Origin of the sequence: Streptomyces huiliensis (genome assembly GCF_020037025.1) — a bacterium.
GTDB lineage: Bacteria > Actinomycetota > Actinomycetes > Streptomycetales > Streptomycetaceae > Streptomyces > Streptomyces huiliensis.
Window position 1 is genome coordinate 1 of record NZ_JAIQLH010000034.1, and the last position, 2,758, is coordinate 2,758.

Sequence of the window (2,758 nt, forward strand, 5' to 3'; positions counted from 1 at the left end):
CCTGGTTGTCGGTGGGGTGCCCCGGTCCCGCCCTTTCACCGTTTCTTGCGGGGGAGGCAAGCCCCCGCACCCCCGGACGGGCTGGAATCAGCCCGTCCGGCGTTTGAGGACGAGCGGCGAAGCCGCGACAAGCGGGGTCTGGGGCGCAGCCCCAGGAAACGGTGAAAGGGAGGGACCGGGGCACCCCCTCAGTGGTCCTTGCGAAGCGCCCGCGCCAGCTCCCGCCCCACCGCCGCGGCCCCCGCCGGATCGAGGGGCGCCTCGGCCCGGCGGAAGGTCCGCCGCCGCCCGTCCACCTCGGTGACGACAGCGCAGAGGTCGAGAACCGATGACCCCACCAGCCGCGCGTGCGCGCCCACCGGCGCACTGCACCCCGCCTCGAGCTCGGCCAGAACGGCCCGCTCCGCGCAGACCGCCGCCCGCGTCACCGCATCGTCGAGCGAGGCGAGCAGCAGCGCCAGCGGAGCGTCGTCGGCCCGGCACTCGACCGCGAGAGCCCCCTGCGCGGGGGCAGGCACCAGCCGGTCCGGAGCGAACAGCTCCGCCGCCTCGCCGAGTCTGCCGAGCCGCGCCAGCCCCGCCGCGGCGAGGATCACCGCGTCCAGCCGGCCGTCCCGCACCTTCCGCAGCCGGGTGTCGACGTTGCCGCGCAGCGGGACCACGTCGAGCCCCGGGCGCAGCGCCAGGAGCTGCCCGGCCCGGCGGGGCGACCCGGTGCCGACGCGGGCACCGGCGGGCAGCCGGGACAGGGGGCGCCCGTCGGCCGTGACGAGGGCGTCGCGCGGGTCCTCGCGGACGGGCACGGCGGCGACCACGACGTCGTCCGGCCCGGCGGTGGGCAGGTCCTTGTAGGAGTGGACGGCGAAGTCGATGTCGCCGGCGCGCAGGGCGGCGCGTACCGCCTGGACGAAGACTCCGGTGCCGCCCATGGCGGTGAGGGGGGCGCCGTTGGTGTCGCCCTCGGTGGTGATGCCGACGGTCTCCACCCGGACGCCGACGGCCCGTTCGAGGTCGCGGGCGAAGGCGGACGACTGGGCCAGGGCGAGGGCGCTGCGCCGGGTGCCCATGCGGAGCGTGGTGCGGCCGACGGCGCCGCCGCGGGCCCGCGCCGCGTGGTGGTACGTGGCCGGGGTCCCCGGTGTCATGGCGTCTCCCTTCCGGCCGGGCCGGCCGCGGGGCCGGGCGGCGCGGGCTGCTGTTCGGGCCCGCCGAACAGGTCGTGCACGACGGCCACGTAGGCGTGTCCGTCCGGCTGGGCGGCCATCTCGCGGACGCGGACGGTCGGCCGGTGGACGATCTTCTCGGCGATGCGGCGGGCGGTGCGCGCGACCTCGCCGCGTACGTGGTCGGCGAGGGCGGGGGTGCGGACGAGCAGCCGGTCGACCTCGGCCTCGGCGATGGACAGGACGTTGTTGCGCATGGCGACGATGAGCGGGGCCACGGTGGCGAGGTGGCGGCCGGCCAGGAACGCGGCCGTCTCCTCGGCGACGATGCGCCGGGCCTCGTCCACCGGCACCCGTGCCGACGCCTCCTTCAGCCGGGCCTCCAGGCCGGCCAGGTCGACGAGCCGGACGCCGGGCTGCCGGGCGGCGGCCGGTTCCACGTTGCGGGGCAGCGAGAGGTCCACGAGGACGAGCGGGTGACCGGGCCCGCCGGCGCGGGCCGCGGCGACGAGCTCCGCGGTGATCACCGGGGTACCGGCGCCCGTCGCCGCGACGACGAGCCCGGCGCGCCCGAGCAGCGCGGGCAGCTCGTCCAGCCCGGCGGCCCGCGCACCGTACCGCGCGGCGAGCCGCTCGGCGGCGTCCCGGCCGCGGTTGACGACGACGATCTCGCCGGCGGCGGTACCGGCACCGGCCCGTACGGCGTCGGCTGCCCGGGCGCTCCCGGCGGAACGGGTGCCGTGCGTGGTCTCGGCAGACCCGAGGGCCGCCGCCCGCCCGGCCGCCCCGGCGTCTCCGGCGAACCCGTCGGCGTGAACGGGCCCGCCTCTCCCGCCGCCTTCGGCGGTCCGGACAGTCCCGGACGCCTGCGGGGCCCCGTCCGGCCTGACGGTCCGGGCAGGTCCGGCGGTCCGGGCAGGTCCGGCGATCCGGCCGGCCCCTGCCGCACCGGCGGTCCCGGCGGTACGGGTTCCGGCCACCGTGGCGGTCTCCTCCCGGCCGGCCGCTCCGGCGGGCGGACCGCTCGTTCCGGCCGCGGCCATGCCGGAGCCGTCGGCCCCGCCGGGTGCCGCGTTGCGGACCGTTCCGGACCGGTCGCCGGCCGACGGAGCCGGCCGCTCCGCCGTCGCCCCGTCCTCACCCCGCCGCAGCGCGGCCACCGTCAGCGAGCCGAGGGCACCCGCGCCGACGACCACCGCGGGGCGGTCGGTGAGCGGGCCGAGGAGGTCCTTCGCCGCGTCGAGGGCGACGCCGACCAGGTCGGCGGCGGCGTGGCCGACGCCGGTGGTGTGCTCGACCCGCTTGCCGGTGCGCAGGGCGTGCTGGAAGAGGTCGTGCAGGACCGGGCCCGCGGTGCCGTGGTCGGTGGCGAGGCGGTAGGCGGCGCGGACCTGGCCGCGGATCTGGGACTCGCCGAGCGCCATCGAGTCCAGGCCGCTGACGACCCGGAAGAGGTGGGCGACGGCGTCCGGGCCCCGGTGGGTGTACAGCAGGGTGCGGACGTCGGCGGCGGGGGCCCCGGTGGTCTCGGCGAGCGCGCGGACGGCCTCGTCGACGGCGCGTTCGGGCCGGTCGGACTCCAGGTAGACCTCGAC

Annotated in this window: 2 protein-coding genes; both read right to left on the bottom strand. The window is 78.7% G+C overall.

All coding sequences use genetic code 11. The features are described from left to right. Positions 1–188: 188 nt before the first annotated feature. Positions 189–1,145, bottom strand: a complete 957-nt coding sequence (gene hemC / locus JNW98_RS07805) for a hydroxymethylbilane synthase (protein ID WP_372459186.1) — start codon at positions 1,143–1,145, stop codon at positions 189–191. Beyond that, positions 1,142–2,758: glutamyl-tRNA reductase (locus JNW98_RS07810; RefSeq protein WP_223767363.1), on the bottom strand; the 1,617-nt coding region annotated here is incomplete at its 5' end. The genes JNW98_RS07810 and hemC, both read right to left, overlap by 4 nt.